The 19,798-nt window shown below is 36.9% G+C and carries 16 protein-coding genes; 11 read left to right on the top strand and 5 right to left on the bottom strand.

What is annotated here, in order from left to right; genetic code table 11:
- The 3 genes from MHI22_RS18680 to MHI22_RS18670 form a co-directional block, all read right to left on the bottom strand.
- The gene (locus MHI22_RS18680) at window positions 1-3,783 is read right to left on the bottom strand and encodes a DEAD/DEAH box helicase (protein ID WP_101966479.1); all 3,783 of its coding nucleotides are present in this window, start codon (window positions 3,781-3,783) and stop codon (window positions 1-3) included.
- A gap of 112 nt (window positions 3,784-3,895) precedes the next feature.
- Window positions 3,896-4,450: an NADPH-dependent FMN reductase gene (locus MHI22_RS18675; protein ID WP_036117514.1), complete on the bottom strand. Its 555-nt coding sequence runs from the start codon at window positions 4,448-4,450 to the stop codon at window positions 3,896-3,898.
- Between the two features lie 129 nt (window positions 4,451-4,579).
- On the bottom strand, window positions 4,580-5,413 hold the full coding sequence (locus MHI22_RS18670) for an oxidoreductase (RefSeq protein WP_101966480.1): 834 nt from the start codon (window positions 5,411-5,413) through the stop codon (window positions 4,580-4,582).
- A gap of 231 nt (window positions 5,414-5,644) precedes the next feature.
- Here MHI22_RS18670 and MHI22_RS18665 point away from each other — a divergent pair, with 231 nt between their 5' ends.
- The 5 genes from MHI22_RS18665 (at window position 5,645) to MHI22_RS18645 (ending at window position 10,054) form a co-directional block, all read left to right on the top strand.
- The gene (locus MHI22_RS18665) at window positions 5,645-6,691 is read left to right on the top strand and encodes a PseG/SpsG family protein (protein ID WP_036117518.1); all 1,047 of its coding nucleotides are present in this window, start codon (window positions 5,645-5,647) and stop codon (window positions 6,689-6,691) included.
- A gap of 192 nt (window positions 6,692-6,883) precedes the next feature.
- Window positions 6,884-7,069: an SE1832 family protein gene (locus MHI22_RS18660; RefSeq protein ID WP_036117520.1), complete on the top strand. Its 186-nt coding sequence runs from the start codon at window positions 6,884-6,886 to the stop codon at window positions 7,067-7,069.
- A 34-nt stretch (window positions 7,070-7,103) separates the two neighbouring features.
- Window positions 7,104-8,669, top strand: a complete 1,566-nt coding sequence (locus MHI22_RS18655; RefSeq protein WP_036117522.1) for an ABC-F family ATP-binding cassette domain-containing protein — start codon at window positions 7,104-7,106, stop codon at window positions 8,667-8,669.
- A 511-nt stretch (window positions 8,670-9,180) separates the two neighbouring features.
- Window positions 9,181-9,585, top strand: coding sequence for a transcriptional regulator Spx (gene spx, locus MHI22_RS18650; protein ID WP_036117523.1), 405 nt, complete (start codon window positions 9,181-9,183; stop codon window positions 9,583-9,585).
- Window positions 9,586-9,607: 22 nt separating this feature from the next.
- Window positions 9,608-10,054: a MarR family winged helix-turn-helix transcriptional regulator gene (locus MHI22_RS18645; protein ID WP_036117526.1), complete on the top strand. Its 447-nt coding sequence runs from the start codon at window positions 9,608-9,610 to the stop codon at window positions 10,052-10,054.
- Between the two features lie 113 nt (window positions 10,055-10,167).
- Here MHI22_RS18645 and MHI22_RS18640 read toward each other — a convergent pair whose 3' ends face one another.
- Both MHI22_RS18640 and MHI22_RS18635 read right to left on the bottom strand, forming a co-directional pair.
- A complete protein-coding gene (locus MHI22_RS18640) occupies window positions 10,168-10,716 on the bottom strand; it encodes an RNA polymerase sigma factor (protein WP_036117528.1) in 549 nt (182 codons plus the stop codon).
- Between the two features lie 301 nt (window positions 10,717-11,017).
- Window positions 11,018-12,148, bottom strand: coding sequence for a LuxR C-terminal-related transcriptional regulator (locus tag MHI22_RS18635; RefSeq protein WP_340812525.1), 1,131 nt, complete (start codon window positions 12,146-12,148; stop codon window positions 11,018-11,020).
- Between the two features lie 191 nt (window positions 12,149-12,339).
- Here MHI22_RS18635 and MHI22_RS18630 point away from each other — a divergent pair, with 191 nt between their 5' ends.
- The 6 genes from MHI22_RS18630 (at window position 12,340) to MHI22_RS18605 (ending at window position 19,717) form a co-directional block, all read left to right on the top strand.
- On the top strand, window positions 12,340-13,095 hold the full coding sequence (locus MHI22_RS18630; protein WP_036117531.1) for an SDR family NAD(P)-dependent oxidoreductase: 756 nt from the start codon (window positions 12,340-12,342) through the stop codon (window positions 13,093-13,095).
- A 20-nt stretch (window positions 13,096-13,115) separates the two neighbouring features.
- Window positions 13,116-13,859 carry an SDR family NAD(P)-dependent oxidoreductase gene (locus MHI22_RS18625; protein WP_036117533.1) on the top strand — a complete coding sequence of 248 codons (744 nt, stop codon included), beginning with the start codon at window positions 13,116-13,118 and terminating at the stop codon, window positions 13,857-13,859.
- Window positions 13,860-14,000: 141 nt separating this feature from the next.
- Window positions 14,001-15,602 carry a helix-turn-helix domain-containing protein gene (locus MHI22_RS18620; protein WP_340812524.1) on the top strand — a complete coding sequence of 534 codons (1,602 nt, stop codon included), beginning with the start codon at window positions 14,001-14,003 and terminating at the stop codon, window positions 15,600-15,602.
- Between the two features lie 97 nt (window positions 15,603-15,699).
- Window positions 15,700-16,677, top strand: coding sequence for an ABC transporter substrate-binding protein (locus MHI22_RS18615; RefSeq protein ID WP_340812523.1), 978 nt, complete (start codon window positions 15,700-15,702; stop codon window positions 16,675-16,677).
- Window positions 16,677-17,720, top strand: a complete 1,044-nt coding sequence (locus MHI22_RS18610) for an NAD(P)/FAD-dependent oxidoreductase (protein ID WP_170829840.1) — start codon at window positions 16,677-16,679, stop codon at window positions 17,718-17,720. The genes MHI22_RS18615 and MHI22_RS18610 overlap by 1 nt, the downstream gene beginning before the upstream one ends.
- A gap of 185 nt (window positions 17,721-17,905) precedes the next feature.
- Complete coding sequence (locus MHI22_RS18605) at window positions 17,906-19,717, top strand: AraC family transcriptional regulator (protein WP_340812522.1); 1,812 nt, start codon at window positions 17,906-17,908, stop codon at window positions 19,715-19,717.
- Window positions 19,718-19,798: the final 81 nt, after the last annotated feature.

Genomic DNA, 19,798 nt, shown 5'->3' with positions numbered 1-19,798 from the left:
CTACATCACCAATCCTTCATGATTACGCAAGCCATCGTAGGATTTTACTGTGTTTAATAAATTGGTATACATTTCTCTTGTATCTTGATGCTTTGCACGCTTCGCAAACATCTCGGCACTTCCTACAAGTAGAAGTAACTCTCGGGCACGAGATAGCGCAACATTTAAACGACGATAATCTCTGGCAAAACCAATATCCCCGCCTTTAGGTGTATTACGAACCATACTCACTAAAATGACATCCATTTCCATCCCCTGAAACTTATCGACAGTACCTGTTCTAAACTGCAAGTGTGGTAGCTGTAATTCCTGTTGCAGCAGACGATTGATTTTCTTTACCTGCTCACCGTAGAAACTAATGACACCTACGCTTTTCAGAGCATCGTGCGGCATACGACCTGCTTCTTTTGCCGCCTTCACTGCCTCATTAAGATCTACTAAGATACGGCGAATCGTTTGTAATTCCCCTTCGTTATAACGACTCGTTCCACCTTTTACCTGCTCCTCTAAAAAAGGCTTCTCCGTTGGCATATCAATCCATAGTAAATGATCATTACGTTTTACAAATTGACCCTCTAAGCCATGATCTCTTGCTGCATCTGAATCTGGCAACCCACATTGTAATCCATTTTCTTCTTTCGCATAAAATGGTGTGATACTTTGCATGATTTTCTCATGCATACGGTATTGTAATGCTAGCATTTGTTTATGTGTTGGAGGCAAATTATTAAATAAACGCTCAAATAATGATTCACGCAACAGATTTTTTAATTCCTGTGCACCTTCAAAGTTTGGATTTTCTTCTAGCATTGCCTTCAATGTTTCCTCCAGCGTATCATCCCCAAGTAATGGTGGAAGCTGATGATGGTCACCTACTAAAATAACTTTTTTCCCCTTAAGCATTGGTAACAATAATTCTGGTGGCGTTGCCTTTGAAACTTCATCAATAATGACCACATCAAAAGTTGGGTAATTCTCCATAAACTCTTTACTAGCGGAAGCTACACATGTTGTTCCGATAACGTTCGCATGACGTACATATAATTTTCGAATTTCATCTAAATCATACTCTGTTGCGTTTTGTAGTTTTTCACGCCATTGTTCTTGTAGTTTTTGGCGAAGAGGTAGCTGCTTTTGCTGCCGCTGTAATGCTTCAATGGCCTGTTTAGAAGTTTGAATAGCTTCCAGCACCTCTTCAGCAGTACGTTCTGGCGTAGATTGTAAAAGCTGTGTATAAACTGCTAGTTGCTTTTCTTTCTTTAATCCAGCAATATTAATGTCCTTTATACGCTCTTCCATTTGTGTTAGCTGCTGCTCCACTTCCTGTAAGCTAGTTGTGACAGTCTGTAAAGAGGCTTGCTTCGGAACTAGTTGTACTTTCGCCTGTTCCACTGCCTCAAGCTGTTGCTTTGCTTGTTGAAGAGACTCCCGAGCTTGTGAGGTAAGAATCTTTAAATATTCTACAGATTCTTCTGGCTCCTCAGTAATCTGGAAGGCGTTTGCTAATTGTTGTAAACGCTCTGTATGCTGTAAAAATGGTTGGAGTTGACGCTGTAAACTTTGCACATCAAAGCTAGTGATTGCACATTCCTGATGAATCAAAGTCACTAGATTTTTACGGAAAGATTCAAATTCCCGATCTTTATGCTCTTGTTGTTGCTTTAGTGCTACTCCCTTTTGCCAAACGAAATCACGACGCATATATAGCCCAAGCAGATAACTCTCTAGAACATCAGTTGCTGGTAATTGACCATCCTGAAAAGCCGTGTTCAGCTCTGCGAATACTCCTGTGAGGTTTTGCAGAGAAAATGATTGTACGGGTTGTAATCTACTTTTAGCAAGGGCTCGTTCCTTCACTTCATGAATAACTAAAGCCTCTAACTTGGCAATCGCCTTTTGGAGGCGAGCATTGATCGTTGACCATGCCTCTAAATCTTTCGCATCTTCCAAATGCTGCAAGCGACTCATTTGCTGAGAAAGTACATGGGAAGGGCGAATTTGATAGTGCTGTAAAAATCGCTCGATAAGCTCAAACGAAGTTAAGGTGTAGATATACTTTTGAGCTTCCTTCATAATGACTAGACGCTTACTTTCGATTTCATATTTCTGTTGTATTTCTTGAAATTGCTGAGTTAACTGCTGCTTTTGTTCTTGTAGTTCTTTATACTGAGCAGCCGCTTCTAATTGTTCCACTTTTTCTGTAGTTTCCTGAATCGTACACTGTAGTTGCTCGACCGAGGGATAATCAGCAAGTGTCTGTTCAAGCTGCTGTACAATTGGTTCGATTTGTGCGAGCTGTTTCTCATAATGCTCTTTTTGTGCTTCACATGTTTGTTGCTCTGTTTTAGCAGCCTTCAATTCTTTTTTTAATGCTTGAATCTCCTGCTGTAGAATGGGTTCTTCAATTGCTGCTTGCTCTTTTGCGGCAATTTCCTGAGTTAATTGTTCTAGCCACTGCTCCAATTTTTCTAGTTCATCTTCTGCTTTTGCAAGATTGGCTTTTAGCTCTAGCTCGCGTTCTGGAAATATTGCTATTGTCTCTTCGATTGCAGCCAGTGTTTGTTCACGCCATTGGAGAGCGACATTTTCCTCTATGAATTTTTTGCCTTCTTCCTCGATACTTTCCGTTCTTCCATAGCGTAAAATTCGAATTTCTTGATTGGCTAGCAAACGTCCTAATGCATTGTCGACGGCTAAATTTGATTGTGATGCTACTAGTGTTTTTAAGCCCGCCTTGACATTTTGCTGACAAATCTCTGAGATGACAGTCGTTTTTCCCGTTCCTGGAGGACCTTGTATGACATACAAATCCTCAACAGATAATGCACCTAATACTGCTCGTCTTTGATATTCATTTAAATTATTTTGAAACGTAATATCTTCTCGTAGCTTGGACGCTCGGACTGTTGGGCGCCGTTCAAACAGGATAGTTTCTAAATTAGGGTTAACTGCCTCACCCTTCTCTAGCTTTGTGAAGCCATTTCGTAATCTTCGAATTTGACTTAAGGTCGCAAAATTACTAAAGCTTGCTTGCTTCGAACGAAGATTCAGCTGATCCTTACGAGCCATTTCCTGTATAAAAGGCTTTAAATCAATTTCAATCGTTTGTTTTCCTGCATTCGCCTTTAAAACTTGCCCAATTTCACCACGAACCCCTTGAATACTTACACTTAAACCCTCTAACTTTTTCCACTCTTTACTCTTTATGTAGGGACAAACAATCGTTAAGCGTGTAAAGTCTTCGTTGAAGTAGCTTTGCTTAAATTCTGTATGAATATCGTCAATCGTTGCATCACGTTCTTGAATTTTTAAATAGCCTTCCCAGCTAGCTATACGTTTTTTTACATATTCTGTGCGTTCTTCCGCTATCGGTAACTGCCTTATTTTTGTATGAAGCTCCAGTGGAATGCCTGCTCCATTGTTAGGCTTTGTGACAAATTGTAATGCGGCTGCTAGGCGGCGATTTGTATTGATAGGACCACGCATATGCACAAAACGAATATTAGTCGCCAACAAACCTTCTAGCTTCAGCACACAATCCATAATGACTGTTTTTTCCGCAAGTAAATCGCTTAATTTTTCATTGTCCTCCGCATTAAAATAGATGGATAAAAAGGTTTCACCAACTTTTTTTGCTTTGCGTTTTTCAATGTAAACAGTAAAAGATCTTTGTAACGTAAAAAAGGCATGCTCGTTTGCTGAGCATTCCTCTACCGCTTCCTTCGCCTTATTGGTCAAAATAAGACTACAGCGTTGTTTTTCTAGTAAAGCTATGTCCTGCATGAGCAGCCCTCCCTCCCGAGTCACTAAAGTTTTATTTTAGCACATCCTAAAAGAATACTTACAAAGAAAAATCCCCTGCACAGTGATTTCTTACCACCGTACAAGGGCTATCTTAATGTTGATCAATTGTTTCCTTCGGCAAGTTCTTGCTCATTTCGCAATATTGAACAAATACACGTGCTAATTCACGTAAACGACTATGAACATCTTCATCAACAATGTTATTATCTGCATCAAAATGTGATGTATGTGTGTATACATAGTTAGGCGTAACAAGGGCACGGAAGTAATCTAAAATAGGTTTTAATTGATTTTCGACTACAAGGTGATGTTGGTATGTGCCACCGTTTGCGACGATAGATACGGGCTTATAGCGCATCGTTTTAGGATGTAAGTAGTCAAAAGCATTTTTCAAAACACCTGGGATGGACGCTTGAAAAATAGGCGTTGCAATGATGTAAGCGTCTGCCTCCTCAAATTGTTGAATCATTTTCTTCATATCATCATTTAATGGTGAACCATCCACAATTTGATGCTTATATTGATTAAAATGCATCATTTCTAATTCGAAACTAGCATCTAATTCTTTAATATATTGTTCCACTTGTTCTAAAATAGCACCTGTTTTACGACCAAACATTGTGCCATCAACGAGTAAAATTTTCATCTTTATTTTGCCTCCACATTCATCTTCTACAATAATATTGTAACAAATGAAAAGTAGCTCGCAAAGGTTTGTCGTAGCGATCGGGATAAATTCAGTCTTTAGACGGAACATTTACAAACCAAACCCACATTATTTTTTGCCCTGTTCACGATGTTGGAAGTGTACCTCCTTATCAATAACCGTTTCCTCCATCTTAAATTTATCTCGATTAATGATAACATCACGATTTACTTTCTCACCTTCTTCAAGCTTATCCCAATGAAATAGCGTCTCTCTTGAAGCATCCTCTTCTGGTATTTCAGGGTATTGTAATGTTGCCAGTTCATTGGATGGATAAATAGTAACAGGCTGCTTTTTACCGTATAGAGCAATGATAATCATCGCTTTGGCCACTTGTGAGGCTTCAATTGCTCTAGAACGTTTGAAAGGTCCAATTAATAAAGGTTGTGCAAATTTTAATAGCTTTTCTCCTGCCTTCTCTCCTAGACGGAATTCATCTCGATCTCCTACTAATAGTGAAGGTCGAATAATAGAGAGCCGTTGTAACCCTAACTCTACTAAATCATGCTCAAGTTTTCCCTTCACTCGATTATAGTAAAACGGAGAATTCTCATTAGCACCCATTGCAGTGATGACAAGAAAATGAGGGATCCCACGCTTTTTGGCTAAAGAAGCAATCGCTAATGGATATTCAAAATCAACTTTTTCGAACACCTCACGAGAGCCTGCTTTTTTTATGGTTGTACCTAAACAACAATACAATTCATGGGCAAATTCAATATCCTTTTCCTCTATTCTATCAAAATCGCGAATCTTCACTTCTAACTTTGGATGCGTAAAGATTGGTTTTCTCCGTGCAATTATGGTTACTGAAACATATTCATCATTTTCACATAATTGCTCAACTAGAGAGGAGCCCGTTAAACCTGTCGCTCCTATAACAATCGCTGCACGCATGCTCATCCTTCTTCCCCCCCTTCTACATAATGTCATGTTGTATGTATCTTTTCTATTCTTGATTTCACTATATATATCGACCATTTTTTTGATCATTAAAAAGTTATTTATAATCCCCCTCAAGATAGCTAATTACAAGATTTCCTCAAAGTCATCGATTATCAAATCCTAAATTTTACACATACTTGCACTTTCTTCGCCATAATTTAAAGAGACAGAGGAAAGGGTGGGATACATTTGCAAAAAGAAACACAAGCAATTGAACCAAAAAAAACGATTGTTTTCATTATTGAAAGCTGTATTGATAAAGGGCTGTATCCTTTTGAACGGGTTTCAACATTGGCTAAGTTACTTACGAATGAGAAAGTTTTTATATTTGTCAAGACTCCTTCAAATGATGGCATCCAAATTTTAATGAATGAAGGTCTTTCTCCAATTTTATTTGACCACTTTAACGAATTACCTAAGCAAATCAAAGGACTTCAACCTGATTTAATCGTTAGAGATGGCCGTAATTCTGAAGGCTGGCAAGTACAGGATTTACGACCTTTCTGCAAAACAATGATTCATTTTGATGATTTTGGTGAAGGTGGTCAAGCCTGTGACTGTGTATTACTAGCACTCTATCAAGAAGTGAAAGATTATTTACCATCGCATTATATTGGTGGAAGCTTTGTTTTTGCACTACCAGAGGCCTACCAACAATTTGATGATATTCCTGATAGTAAAACACCTGAAAATCCTCCTCATATCGTCGTTGCTTTTGAGGATGGGGACGAGCATAACTTAACCTACCGAACACTTCGACACTTAACACAGCTACAAATTCCACTACAAATTACAGTAATGATTGATGATAGCTATCGCCATGCAACGGATGATTTGCAAATGATGGTACTTAGTCGTCGCAATACGGCCATTCTTCGTGATAAAAACGCACTTCTCAAACTATTACCAAAAGCTGATGTCATTATTTGTAATGCTAATTATACGCCTTATAAAATTGCCTCTTATGGTGTGCCATGCATTACACTTGCACAAACTGAAGCTGAGCTTCTTCATGCTTTTCCTCGAGAGCATAATGGTTTTATTCATCTTGGACTTGGTCGTAAAATGAAGCAGTCTCAAATCCAAAATGCTGTCATGGAATTTCTATTACACGAAGCTCGCAGTGAACGAGCTGTAAGAAAACAACGACAACTCAATCTTGCTAGTAACAATGAAACACTCCAAGCATTACTCTTAGATTTTGCTTATGATCGACACAATATCGCTTCTACTTAGTGCTACTTCGAAGATGATTATGATACAATATATAAGAATTTTTCACTTCAACTCCTCTTATGGACGTTGGAATATAAGTAAATTCAACCAGTACCCGATTGATTTTAATGACTAAGCGGTGGGGGATTAGAAAAACCTCCATCGCTTTTACACGCATTCACGATAAAATATTCTCAAAAAGGAGTAATCATCATGCCAACAAAAAGCGATATTGAATACCAAATTAAAGAGTTAAAAATGGACTATATGAATTTACAAGGTGATATAGAAAAATTGGAGTCTACTGGGCACAACGATCAGGTAACAAAAGCCGAGGAACGCCTTGCGAATATGGAAGCTAAGTTAGCAGAACTAAACAAGCAGCTCGCAGCACTTTAAAATGTAAACAAGATGGACAGTTGGAGGAACATATATGGCAATATTAACAGTTGAAAATTTAGGTCATTCTTTCGGTGATCGTACACTCTTTAAAGATGTATCATTTCGATTAGTAGAAGGTGACCATATTGGTCTTGTAGGAGCTAATGGTGTAGGTAAATCGACATTAATGGGCATTATTACAGGACAAACGATTCACGATACAGGAAAAGTAGAGTGGCTTCCTGGTACACACTATGGTTATCTCGACCAACATACAGTACTGACTGCTGGTAGAACAATGCGTGATGTTTTGCGTGATGCCTTTTTACCATTATATAAAAAAGAAGAAGAACTTAATGAAATTACAGGTAAGATGGCAGAAGCTACACCTGAGGAATTAGAAGTACTGTTAGAACAAATGGCAGAGGTTCAAGACGCACTTGATGCAGGAGATTTCTATTCATTAGATATGAAAATTGAAGAGGTTGCACGTGGACTAGGCCTTGATGCTATTGGCTTAGAACGTGATGTAGCCGCACTTTCTGGTGGACAACGCACAAAGGTCCTACTAGCTAAGCTGTTACTAGAAAAACCAAAAGTACTTTTACTAGATGAGCCGACGAACTATCTCGATGAGGAACATATTACTTGGCTGAAAAGCTATTTAAAGAACTATCCATACGCCTTCCTCTTAATTTCACATGATACAGAATTTATGAATGAAACGGTGGATGTCATCTTCCAACTTGAGTTTTCAAAATTAACTCGTTATACAGCAACATACGAAAAATTCCTAGAGCTTGCTGAAATCAATAAACGTCAACATATTGATGCTTATGAGAAGCAACAGGAATTCATTAAGAAACAAGAGGACTTTATCGCTAAAAATAAAGCACGTTACTCCACTACTGGTCGTGCAAAATCTCGCGCCAAGCAGCTTGATCGTTTAGAGCGAATTGACCGCCCAGAAACAGCGGTAAAACCTGAATTCGGATTTAAAGAAGCACGTTCTTCCAGCCGCTATGTAGTAGAGGCAGAGAACTTGGTCATTGGGTACGATAAAGACAAGCCATTACTACCCCCACTATCTTTTGCTATTGAACGAGGAGAAAAGATCGCTCTAGTTGGCATGAATGGTGTGGGTAAGTCCACATTATTAAAAACAATGCTAGGTAAAATTAACCCTCTTGATGGGAAAGTCATTCGAGGTGATTACCTGTATCCGTCTTACTTTGAACAAGAAGTAAAAGCAGAAAAAATAACACCAATTGATGATGTTTGGAATGCCTTCCCTTCGATGGAGCAGGCTCAAGTACGTGCAGCATTAGCAAGAGCGGGTCTAAAAACCGACCATATTACACGTCCATTGAATTCTTTATCTGGTGGAGAGCAAGCAAAAGTTCGTTTATGTAAATTAATGATGGAAGAAGCGAACTGGCTTCTTTTTGACGAACCGACAAACCACTTAGATGTCGATGCGAAAAATGAATTAAAACGTGCCATGAAAGAATTTAAAGGCACTATTGTACTGGTAAGCCACGAACCAGATTTCTATGATGGCCTCGCAACAAAAGTCTGGAACGTTCAAGATTGGTTCACTTCTGGACAACAAAGCTAAGACCAGCTCATTTTAAGAGCAGTTCCCACATGTTATGGGACTGCTTTTTTTATTTTTTTCAAACTTCTATGTATAATTGACCACATTTAAACATACTATAATCAGTGGACTAACTATTTTACTCCTACTTCCAACTAATGCTCTCCTACGAGATCAGCTCATTCATCTAGTAGTCCCTATTAATTCGTCATCAATTACCTACAGATTTTTTAGAAGTTACATAATAGTCACTTCTTGTAATAACGGTTCACTGAGTTGCCACGCTGGCCTCTCTTCAAAATCTGTAATATCAGCTGAAACTTACATCATTGTAAGCAGAAAGAACGAAACTTTTTACTCTTCTCTTCGTATAATTAAATAGAACTGAAAAAATATTAATTTGATTGAGAAATTCTTTCAATTAACTATTGATTTATATATAGCTTACTAGTAAGATATATATATAAACTATATAACTTACTGATAAGCTATTCATAAAATATAATCTAATACAGAAAGCGAGGAATGAAGAATGACAGTTACAATTTACTCACAAGCGAGCTGTTCTTCATCCAGAAAAGCACTTAAATGGTTAAAAGATCACAATATTGAATATAAAGAAAAACGTATCACATCTCACCCTCTTACACTTGCAGAATTCAAAGAAATTCTAAGCATGACTGAAGATGGTACAGATGAAATCATTGCAACAAACTCAAATGACTTTAAAAACTTAAATATCGACATCGACCAACTTTCTATCCAAGAGCTATACGCTATTATTCAAGCACACCCAAGAATGTTGCGTAGCCCTATTTTAATAGATGAAAAACGTATTCAAGTTGGTTACAATGAGATGGACATCCGTCGTTTTATCCCACGTAAAGTACGTGCTTACGAATTAAATGCGATGACAAGATTGGCACAAGAAAGTTAAAACAGTTTTGGAGATGACCTCTATGGATCAAGAAAAACAAAAAGCCATTACCTCGTTGTTTGAAGTCGTTTCATCTATTGAGCGTAAGTGGGCAAACGAGTGGAATAATCATAATGTGCTCGGCTTTTCAAAATCCCATATTTTAATTTTAGACTACTTATCGCAGGAGGGCCCAAAACGCCCTTCTGCTATTGCTGAGCGGTTAAAAGTAACAACTGGTGGTGTTACCGTTTTAACAACAAAGCTGATTAATGCTGGCTTTATTGAAAAAACACAGCATGCCACAGATCGACGAGCCTCACAACTAGTTATTACTACAGAGGGTGAGAACATCTTAAAAGAATCGCGTCAACAAGTGAGTGAAATTATTAACAATATGTTTGGTATGCTCACAGCTGAAGAACTGCAAACATTACGAACGATTTTTTCAAAATGTCTATTAGATGTTGAATCTAATCGGTCAGAATAAAGAGCACAAACTAAAAAGATGCATCGCAACTATTTGCGAGTGCATCTTTTTTTAGATTAATCGACCGAATACTTCCGCCTAAGTACTTGTGGTGTGCGACCAATCTGTTTTTATTATGCTGGTAGCACAGATTCCACAATTGCTGTATCAGACATGAGCATTTCTTTTAATCGAGCCTTTGCACGGAATAAACGAGATTTCACAGTACCAATAGAAACCTTCATAATTGTAGAGATTTCTGCAAGTGAATATTGGTCTATGTAGAAATACCATAAAGTCTTTCTATAAATAGCATCTAATTGCTCCATTTTATCCTGTACGAGTTTTGTTACAATATCCTTTTCAATTTTTTCTTCCGTCGAAATTTCATTATTGGGAACCAAATCTAAAATCGGTACGTCTAATGTTTCAGGTTGGTTCATCATATATTTGCTTCGACGTACTTTTTTACGATAGCGATCTCTAAATGTATTCATTGTAATAGTTGTCAGCCAAGCTTTAATATGCTCTACCTCGGCAACGCTGTCTTCATAGCGTACAACCTTTACCCATACTTCTTGCATTAAATCTTCAGCCTCTACATTATTGCGAGTTAGTTTCAAACATAAGTGATATATATAACGATTGTATTCCTCGTATACGCCTTCTAATTTTTCATTCATTGTGTATGCCTCCGCTTCTTGTTCTTGCTTCTATACACATTCTCGCAAAATAATGTATTACACTCTATCGCATTGGCTTTCAATTTCATTACAATCGTGTAAGCTTAATCGCTTTTGCTTGTAATATTCGTAAAAATTGTTTTACTACTATATTACTTCTCCTACTAAAAATCACTTTATAACAATACTTCCCTATTTTTAACGTTATATATTAAATAGCGTTTATTATCAGAAAATTAAAGACGCATTTTTCGGTTTATAAAGACACAAAAAATGCACTCCTAGCAGAAGTGCATTTATGCTAGCTTAACAGCCCTAGACGAAAGGCGGAGGCAACGACCTGTGTACGGTTCTTTGCTTTAAGCTTTGTCATGAGACTGCTAACATAATCCCTGACCGTATGCTCACTTAAAAATAATAAACCACCAATTTTTTTATTATCATATCCTTCAGCAAGCAAGCCAAGAATCATCGACTCCCGTTCTGTTAAATGAAGCTCTGTGTTTTTTTCTACCTTCTCGCCCTTACGTGATAAAAATAAACCTAGACGCTTCCCTACTTCTTCAAGAAATGATAATTCTTCCTTTGTACAATCAAATTCCTCGCCTAGCTGATCAAATGTTAGCCATCCAAATAATTGGTCTCGCCTCATAATAGGAATAAAGATGATGGAGGATAAATTAAATAATTGAATATGCTCCTCTTTTACGTAATTTTTAGGATTTTTCAAATAAATAGGTTTTCTTGAACTAAGTATAGCGTTTTCCCCATTCAACTGCCCTTTCATACTTTGCACTTTAGGAAGTTCCGCCCCAATAACCCCGTAAAATTGGTTGGACCATGGAACATATGCATAAAATACGCATCTTTTATAACTAAAATACTCTTCACATTTTTTTAAAATATAGGCTAAATCCTGATAGCCTGAGGAACTGATCAGCAATTTATCTAGCTTATCTAATAACTGTAAATACCGCAACTCTTGATTTTCAGTAGATCCGTTACTTCTTTTGTCATCTCCCTCACAGTCATCGTAAAGCTGTACGAGAAACGTAAATAACGATAATACATACATTAAGATGGCATTCGTTCGGCTACTCTTTTGTTGAATCATAAAGGTAATCAATGATTTCTCAAAAATTAATTGGAATAAATTAAAGCTCTTCCGATCAATTATAGATAACTGTGCCTGAAGCCACGTATTAAAAAAAGACTTATCACCATCATTTAGTTCATCAATGTTCGTATATGTCATCAAACGCAAAAATGAATCCAGTAGCATCGCTGCCCTTTTTCGATCTTCTTCGGCTATAGAAGGTGCTAAATTGAGGTAAATATTGACATTTTCTTCAATTTGTTGATGATGAATTTTAATAAATAACACAAACTCTTGTAATGTTACTTCTTCAATTGACTGAAATGGATGCGTCATAGGAAATTCTTCTCCTTCACACTAACAATACCCTATAAATGGAGGATATTCACTTACTATATTATACAGCATCTTATAGGATAGTATTTCAAATTGAAAAGAGTAAGATGAAAGTATCGCTAAACAATGCGAATACTTTTGAATCCCAAGGTAACCATATAACCAGAAATAATGAAAGGTGCGTGCTTGAAATGAGACTGGAAAATAAAGTAGCCATTATTACAGGTGGAGGTACAGGAATCGGGAAAGAAACGGCACTATTATTTGCTAAAGAAGGAGCAAAAGTAGTTATTACTGATATAAATGAACAATCTGGTAACGACACTATCCGCGATATCCAAGCAATTGGCGGTGAAGCATTATTTGTACATCATGATGTTAGCAATGAGGAAGACTGGAAAAAGGTCGCAGATGAAACAATCAAAACATTTAACAAAGTAGATATTCTTTTCAATAATGCAGGTATCTATATCATTAAACCACTTGCAGAAATCGAGCTTTCTGATTGGAATCGCTTAATGTCCATCAATGTGACTGGTGTCTTCCTAGGTATGAAATATATTATGCCACTTATGGCTAAACATAATAAGGGCTCAGTTATTAATGCCTCTTCCATCGCTGGCTTAACAGGCGCTGCTGGACACGTATTATACGGAGCAAGTAAAGGTGCCGTTCGCATTATGACAAAAGATGCTGCAATGGAATATGCTCCATATGGCGTACGCGTCAATTCGATCCATCCTGGCTATATTGATACAGGTATGGCAGACTATGCATCAGCAACAACTGGAAGCACTAAAGATGAATTAGGAAAAAATTTATTCCCATTAGGACGTTTAGGCTCTGTTAAAGAAGTAGCGCAAACCGTATTATTTTTAGCTTCTGATGAATCTTCGTTCTCAACAGGTGCAGAATTCGTCATTGATGGCGGAGCAACAGCAAAATAACAATAAAGGTGGTCATTGAAATGAAACTAAAAGATAAAGTAGCAATCGTTACAGGTGGGGCCAGTGGTATCGGTGAAGCCACAGTTCGTCTCTTTGTACAAGAAGGCGCTAAAGTAGTTATCGCCGATTTTTCAGATCGTGGACAAATTGTTTCTGACGAATTAAATAACAATGGTTTTGATACACTCTTCGTAAAAACAGATGTAACTAGCGAAGAAGATATTCAAAACATGATTAAGGAAACCGTTACTAACTACGGTAAACTTGATATTATGTATGCCAATGCAGGCGTAGCTGACGATGCACCAGCACATGAGCTTTCTTTCGAAAAATGGAAAAGAACGATTGATATTAATTTATCAGGTGTATTTCTTTCTGATAAATATGCCATCGAACAGTTTCTTACACAGGGAACTGGTGGTGTCATTGTCAACGCTGGCTCTATTCATAGCTTTGTCGCCTTGCCAAACCCTACAGCCTACTCCTCTGCAAAGGGTGGCGTAAAATTATTAACGCAAAATCTATGTACAGCTTACGCTAAACAAGGCATTCGCGTAAATGCAGTATGTCCTGGCTATATCGACACTCCTCTACTAGCTGAAGTCGATGCGCAAAAGAAAGAATATTTAGCGTCCCTTCATCCACAAGGTCGCCTTGGTAAACCAGAAGAAATTGCAAAAGCTGTTCTCTTCTTAGCAAGCGACGACGCAAGCTTTGTCAATGGTACAACGCTTCTTGTTGATGGCGGGTATACTGCTCATTAATTTTAGTAAGATCTGATTTCAATGTTTTCTAGAAATCAGATTTTTTTTATTTACTATAAGATATCGCACTCTTATATTCCTACTCGCACAATATTTGTTATTCTAATACATAGCTATACTTTACATTGAAGAGGTGTTCCTATGTATCAATCACATCAATCTTGGTTTGCGCAATGGCAAGCTACACACCGTATTACGAATGGATGGATAAAAGGTAGGACTGTCCATGTTATGACAAATAATGCACTCATTTTAATTACAGATGGGCAAGCTTCATGGAGTATAAATGGTCGGGTACAACATGTACACCTAGGCAATTTATTAGCCGTTGAGAAAAATTCTGTTGTCGAGATACTGGACAATAGCAATTATGCATTAGCCGGATGGATCATTTATTTTGACATATATGACCTCACTACTCATACCCTTAGTGAACGGCAACCTATTCTTGAAAATGAATCCCAAATGACCAAAATTCCTGAGGTAGTATTGGCTACGATTAGCCGTGATTTAATGGAGCCTATAGATCATACTTCAAACACTTCCATCATTATGAATCAATATATTTTATACACCTTACTAAAACATGTATATCAGCCGCAAAATAACGAAAAACTCACGGTCGAAAATAAATTACAACTATCAATTGAATATATACATAACCATTACAATGAATTGATTACAAGAGAACAATTAGCTAATAGTATCGGTATTAGCCCATGGCACTTTTCTCGAAAATTTAAGGAGCAATATGGCTTATCTTTATCAGAATATCTAGCAACTTATCGCATTTATCGTGCACAGGAGGCTTTACTCACTACTTCAGCACGCTCACAGGACATTGCTAAAAATGTCGGCTTTGAAGATGCCCATTACTTTAGTAGACGATTTAAAGCAATAGTTGGCGTCTCTCCAAAAAATTATATAAAATCAATTGCTCAGCAGCGGATATGTTTTTTATCTCCCCTGTATGCTGAGATTGCACTGGCACTAAACATTATCCCTCATAGTGTAGTGACTACTGCTTCCCTAGTGCCCAGTTATCAACGGGCATTATTTAACTCCCATCAAATTCATACTATGGATATGGGGCATTACATCATTGATATTGACCAAATTCAACGCCAACAGCCTACATTAATTATTGGCAATATACTAGATGATCAAATTAAAAATGAATTACGTGAAATTGCTCCTGTTATTAGTGGATTACCAAATGAAATGACGAGCTTAATCAACTATTTCGGGACACTATTTCACTGTGAGGAGCAAGCAGTTTCATTAATTAACGAATCTCTTACTAACGTTAAAAAGTATAAACAGGACTTAGCAAATGTTCTACGAAGAAAACCTACGCTAGTATATTTAAGGGTTGAGCATTTTGGTTATCGATATATCGGTGAAAGATCATGCGAGATTGCTCGGCTACTCTATAACGAACTCGATCTTTCTATGCCTCCAAATTTACAAGGGAAAGAATATAGCTTTAATGACTTGTCACTAGAAGATTTATTACAGGCCAACCCTATTTTTTTATTGCTAGAAAAACGAATAATGGATTATTTCAGCTCTGAGGAAAATATGAAAAACTTACTAAATAGTGATCAATGGAACATGTTAGATGCTGTTAAAAACAATCGTATTCTTTTCGTTGATACGTCACTTGGACTAAACAACTGTGGTATTTTTGGAAAACCTATTATTCTACAAAATCTCTATCAATTTTTTAAAGAACAACACTAAAGTCCAATTGAATAAACACAATCCTCTATGGTTTCTCTTTCTCTAATTTGCTAACATTTGAAAATGATAATCATTATCAAAAAAGGAGATTAGAGAAATGTTTAAAAAATATTATGCTTTCTTACCATTGCTAATGATGGTTTTCGCTTTGGCTGCATGTAATAGTGAGCCAACGGAAGACAATCAAAACACACAGTCATCAGAAGAAACAGCGGCTACTACCAAAACCGTTAAAGGACTTTTCGGCGATGTTACGATCCCGACAAATCCTAAAAATATGTTGGTGTTTAACTCTAATTATGCAGAGTTTTTACTATCTATTGACATTGTGCCCCAAAAAGTTTTAGTGGTAGATGAAATAGAGCCTGACTATCGTCCAAAGCTTTTTAAAGAAAATAATGTAGAAATGATTAATACCCCTCAATATGAAGAAAATTTAGAGCAAATACTTTCATTGGCTCCTGATTTAATTGTCGTGCAAGGGAATGTGATCGATGCTAAAAAATATGAAGAGCTAAGTAAAATAGCCCCTACCCTTGCCGTGGATGCCAATGGTTCTATAGAAGAAGCACTTCCTGCATTAGGTAAAGTTTTTGAGAAAGAAAAAGAAGCTGAAGCAACCCTGACTGCTTACAATAACAAAGTGACAGAAGCTAAAGTAAAACTACAACAAGCCATTGGCGATAAAACAGTCATGGTATTAAGGGTTGAACCAAAACAGTATCGCTTCATGGGCGCTAAAGCAGAGGGACCAGGTAGTGGTTTAATCTATCGTCAGCTAGGATTAAAAATTCCAGAACAATTAGCAGATTCAGAAGATTGGTTTACACCGTTATCTCTTGAAATCTTACCAGAAATTAAACCAGACTATATTTTCGTTGAAAAGAGAGTGTTAGAAAATTATAGCAGTGATGAATCGATGAAGAGTTTAGAAGATAGTCCGCTATGGCAATCCATGGAGGCTGTACAGAATGGTCGCGTGTTCCCATTAGATACAAAGGATTATGCAGTTGGACTAGGTCCTATTGGCACAGAACTACTAATCGACTATATTGTTGAAAAGTTGGTGCCCTAATGTCAATAAATGAACAAGACATTTATGACGTAACAATTATTGGTGGTGGACCAGCTGGCATGTATTCCGCATTTTATAGTGGGATGCGCGAAATGAGAACAAAAATTATTGAGATCAAGCATGAGCTCGGTGGTTTTATGAGAACGTATCCAGAAAAGCTAATTTGGGATGTAGGTGGTGTTGAGCCTGTTCGCTGTGAAGAAATAATAAATGCACTTATTACTCAAGCGAAAACATTTGATCCAACCATCGTTTATGGGCAAGAAATTGTTGGCATGGAACAGCGGGAAGATAAAATTTTTGAGTTAATTGCTAAAACAGGAGAACGTCATTTTAGCAGAACGGTCATTTTAGCAGCAGGTCGTGGTATTACCAAAATTCAAAAGTTAAATATAGAAGGAGCAGATCGTTACGAATTAACTAATTTACACTATACAGTTACGGATAAATCTAAGTTTGCCAATAAACGTGTTTTAATTTCAGGTGGTGGTGACTCTGCTGTGGAATGGGCGATTGCCATTGCACCAATTGCTAAGGAAGTCATTGTTGTTCATCGTCGAGAAGATTTCAAAGCGTTTGAATCATCTGTTTCGCAAATGAAGCAAGTTGCCACATCACTAGTCCCCTATGTTGTGACTAGTTTGCACGGCAACAACACCAAAATAGAACGGGTTACTGTCCAACATGTTACATCTGGTGAGAGCACACAATTTGAAGTCGATGAAATAATTGTTAATCACGGCTTTGAACGATCCTTCTACGGTCCTATTATGGAATGGGGCTTTGAATGTGAAGAATATGGTATATCTGTTTCGCCTAAAATGCACACAAGTATTCCAGGCATATTTGGTGCTGGTGATTTTATTACTCACCCTAGTAAGGTTCGCCTGATAGCTGGTGCGTTTAATGATGCCATTCTAGCCGTTAATAGTGCGAAGCTATATTTAGATCCTACCGGAGTCGATATGGCTGGTGTATCCTCTCACAATGACCGCTTCGCTGAAAAAAATGAGAAAATTATACAACGCTATATGTCTAATTAAATAGAAACATCTTGCATAACTGCACTTCAAATGATTAGAGTCAATCTAATCATTTGAATGCAGTTTACTTTTTTTCGTATGTTTTTAAGAAAATTTTCACTTCTACGATACAAGCATCTATTTGAGAATCATTATCATTAATTGTATTATCGTAATATAACCTATTGAAAGAAGTGAACCATCAATTGAAAAACCTTACTTTAGCAGATTGGGACTCGGCAAAATTAACCATTATACATATATCTAAAAATCCACAGTTAATGCCTGTCATTACTTGTAACTGTATTTTCGGTTTTATTGCTCAAGGGTCCGGCGAATGGGACTTACAGCATACTCCCCTTTTACACCATAAAAACATCTTTTTGATTGTTCGTGACCCTATAAACATACATGTCACGCAGGAACCATCTTCAGAATGTCTATGGATCTATTGTAATGTTTCTTTTGATAACACAATATCTGAGCCCTTAGAGCCTCTCATTTTTTATGATGCACCGAAGCATTGGTTAACATTAATAGATAACATAAACACACAATGGGAAATGCACACTGATGCTAGTAAATATAAGACAAAATTATACTTAGCAGAATTAATCTATGAAATGTATACACTAGATTCAAATAGATTGCATGAGGAACAGTTAACCTCTCAAACATTAGATTATATAAATAAGCATTTTCATGAAAATTTATCGCGTCATACAATTGCAGAAAAAATGAATTACAGTGTATCTTATCTCTCTAAACAATTTAAATATCAAACTGGTTATGGTCTAATTGATTATTTATTACATACTCGTATCAAACATGCAAAGCGGCTTTTAGTTGAAACACATCATTCAATCCAAGAAGTTTCGAAGCAAATTGGTTACGAAGATTCTTCTTACTTTACTCGCCTATTTAAAAAACATACTGGGTTAACGCCTGGCCAATATAAAAGATTATATTTACCCACTTCTCTAGTGTTGAATAATCCTAATTTTGAGCTAAAATCCTCCGATGTATTCAATCGAGGACCTTTATATAATGATAATTGTTATCAATATGAAGGAGGCTTTTTACCAATGAAATTTAATTGGAACCATACTATAGTAGCTTCATTTGTTTTATGTGCTGCTTTATTATTAACAGCTTGTACAAACAACGACACTACCAAAGAATCAGAGGAAACAATGGTTTATCACTCCATCAATGGTGATATTACGTATAAAAAAAATCCGCAACGTATTGTTACTGATTTTTATTTAGGTTACTTACTTGCTTTAGATGTCAAACCAGTTGGTTCGAATGAAGCACAGCTAAAAAACCCTTATATTCCTGAAAAAGATAAAAAAGAAATTGAGGTAATCGGAGACTCTATAGAAAAAGTACTTTCATTAGAACCTGATTTAATTATTACAGGTAATAAAGAAATGTATGAGCAGCTTTCTAAAATTGCACCTACCATCTATATTGAATACGAAGAAAATATACCTAAACTCATTAAAGAATTTGGTATTATTTTAAATCGAGAAAATCTTGCCCAGGAGTGGCAAAAAAACTATCAACAACAAGTTCAAACAGCTCGCCAAAAAATTGCTCATATTATTAAGCCTGAAGAAACAATAACTGTTATGGATATACTGGATGGTAAAGGAACCATCACTATTTATGGCGATGGTTATACAGGGTATCCTGTTTATACGGGATTAGGCTTACAAATGGCGCCAGCTGTAAAAGCAGAAACTACTATAAAAACCCCATGGGTACAAATTTCTTCAGAAAAAATTTCAGACTTTGTAGGGGACCGTGTTATCGTTGCAAGAGCGGCCGACACGCCTAAAGTCGACTTTACAACGGCTCCTGTATGGAAAAGTTTAGATGTTGTTAAAAATAATGAAGTGTACGAAATAGATAATTTCAAATTTTGGTTTACAGACCCCATTTCTGTTATTGGACAAATGAACGATTTAACTGACTTATTTATCGAGCGTGCCAATGATAAGAAAACAAAATAAGACGAACTTTTTATAGTTCCCATGGTTTATATTACCATTTCCCGAGTGTGGCAAAGCTCTCTCTTATAGACTTTGTCACAT

It is taken from the genome of Lysinibacillus sp. FSL L8-0312 (genome assembly GCF_038003285.1).
Classification (GTDB): domain Bacteria; phylum Bacillota; class Bacilli; order Bacillales_A; family Planococcaceae; genus Lysinibacillus; species Lysinibacillus fusiformis_D.
The sequence above is the reverse complement of the archived record's forward strand: the minus strand, read 5'-3'. Positions and strand labels throughout refer to the sequence as shown.

Bases quoted from the DNA above. Each gene is read 5' to 3' on its own strand.
- MHI22_RS18630 (WP_036117531.1), top strand. From the start codon at position 12,340: ATGAGACTGGAAAATAAAGTAGCCATTATTACAGGTGGAGGTACAGGA.
- MHI22_RS18640 (WP_036117528.1), bottom strand. From the start codon at position 10,716: ATGAATGAAAAATTAGAAGGCGTATACGAGGAATACAATCGTTATATA.
- MHI22_RS18675 (WP_036117514.1), bottom strand. From the start codon at position 4,450: ATGAAAATTTTACTCGTTGATGGCACAATGTTTGGTCGTAAAACAGGT.
- MHI22_RS18615 (WP_340812523.1), top strand. From the start codon at position 15,700: ATGTTTAAAAAATATTATGCTTTCTTACCATTGCTAATGATGGTTTTC.
- MHI22_RS18680 (WP_101966479.1), bottom strand. From the start codon at position 3,783: ATGCAGGACATAGCTTTACTAGAAAAACAACGCTGTAGTCTTATTTTG.
- MHI22_RS18670 (WP_101966480.1), bottom strand. From the start codon at position 5,413: ATGAGCATGCGTGCAGCGATTGTTATAGGAGCGACAGGTTTAACGGGC.
- spx (WP_036117523.1), top strand. From the start codon at position 9,181: ATGACAGTTACAATTTACTCACAAGCGAGCTGTTCTTCATCCAGAAAA.
- MHI22_RS18660 (WP_036117520.1), top strand. From the start codon at position 6,884: ATGCCAACAAAAAGCGATATTGAATACCAAATTAAAGAGTTAAAAATG.
- MHI22_RS18625 (WP_036117533.1), top strand. From the start codon at position 13,116: ATGAAACTAAAAGATAAAGTAGCAATCGTTACAGGTGGGGCCAGTGGT.
- MHI22_RS18620 (WP_340812524.1), top strand. From the start codon at position 14,001: ATGTATCAATCACATCAATCTTGGTTTGCGCAATGGCAAGCTACACAC.
- MHI22_RS18635 (WP_340812525.1), bottom strand. From the start codon at position 12,148: ATGACGCATCCATTTCAGTCAATTGAAGAAGTAACATTACAAGAGTTT.
- MHI22_RS18610 (WP_170829840.1), top strand. From the start codon at position 16,677: ATGTCAATAAATGAACAAGACATTTATGACGTAACAATTATTGGTGGT.
- MHI22_RS18645 (WP_036117526.1), top strand. From the start codon at position 9,608: ATGGATCAAGAAAAACAAAAAGCCATTACCTCGTTGTTTGAAGTCGTT.
- MHI22_RS18655 (WP_036117522.1), top strand. From the start codon at position 7,104: ATGGCAATATTAACAGTTGAAAATTTAGGTCATTCTTTCGGTGATCGT.